Genomic DNA, 1113 nt, shown 5'->3' with positions numbered 1-1113 from the left:
GCCCGACACGTTGCGCGCCACCCGAGTCCACGGCGTCGTCTGCTTCACCGGGATGCTCTCAAACCAGTGGACGGTCCCGGACTTCTATCCGATTGACTACATTCCGCGGGGCGTCCGGCTCACCTCCTACACAGGCGGCGCCCCCGACCTCCCCGGCGGCGTGCTCCAGGAATTCCTGCAGGCCGTCAGTGACGGCACCGCGATGGTACCCATCAGCAAGGTCTACACCCTCGATGACATCGTCCGGGCCCACACGGACATGGAGGAAAACCGCGTCAGCGGCAAACTCGTCGTCACCACGTAAGACCCACAGCCGGCAGCGAATGCTACTTCCCCCAACCCTGTTGCGACGCCCCGCTGATTCGCAACAGTCGCTGGGGGAATACGCGATGCGCAATAATAGTTGAAGCTTCAAGAGAAACTAATTGTGCCCAACACCCCCGAGCAGGAGCATTCATGCGCATCTCCGAGAAGTCCACCGATCCTGACGGCCGCCACCCGGGCACCTCGGCAGTGGCGACGACGGCCGGGTCGTCCGACCCTGCGGCTCCCCTGGTGGTGCTGTTGCACGGCCGGGGCTCAAGCGAGCGCGAGATCATTGCCCTCGCCGACCACCTGCCGCCCGGCCCGGCCTACGCCGCCGTCCGGGCGCCGATCGCAGAGGGCGGCGGCTATGCATGGTTTGCCAACCGTGGCATCGGCCGTCCGGTTGCCGAGTCGCTGACGGCATCCATGGCGTGGTTCCGAACCTGGCTCGATGCCGTCGCCCCCGCAGGCCGGCCGGTCGTGCTCGTCGGCTTCAGCGGGGGTGCAGCATTCGCCGGCGGGCTGGTCCTTGCAGATCCGCAACGATTCTCCGGTGCGGCTATTCTGTACGGCACCTTGCCGTTCGACGCCGGTGTCCCGGTCGCGCCGGCCCGGCTGGCAGGCCTTCCGGTTTTCGTCGCTCAGGGCGATCAGGACAAAGTCATCCCCACGGAACTGCTGGACCGCACCTGGAATTACTTGCTGACGGATTCCGCCGCCCCCGCCTACGCCCGCCGCGACCCCGGAGGGCACCAGATCAGCGGCCAGACGCTCCGTGAACTCGGGGGCTGGATCCACGAGCGACTG

2 protein-coding genes are annotated in these 1113 nt (G+C 66.9%); both read left to right on the top strand.

Annotation, left to right across the window (positions count from 1 at the left end; all coding sequences use genetic code 11):
* The coding region (locus LQV45_RS34715; RefSeq protein WP_230012477.1) for a zinc-binding dehydrogenase at positions 1-304 on the top strand (304 nt) is incomplete at its 5' end.
* Positions 305-456: 152 nt separating this feature from the next.
* The coding region (locus tag LQV45_RS34710; RefSeq protein WP_374208373.1) for an alpha/beta hydrolase at positions 457-1113 on the top strand (657 nt) is incomplete at its 3' end.

This window comes from Microbacterium sp. Bi128, from assembly GCF_918698205.1.
Note: the sequence above shows the minus strand (reverse complement) of the source record. Positions and strands in the feature narration are given on the sequence as shown.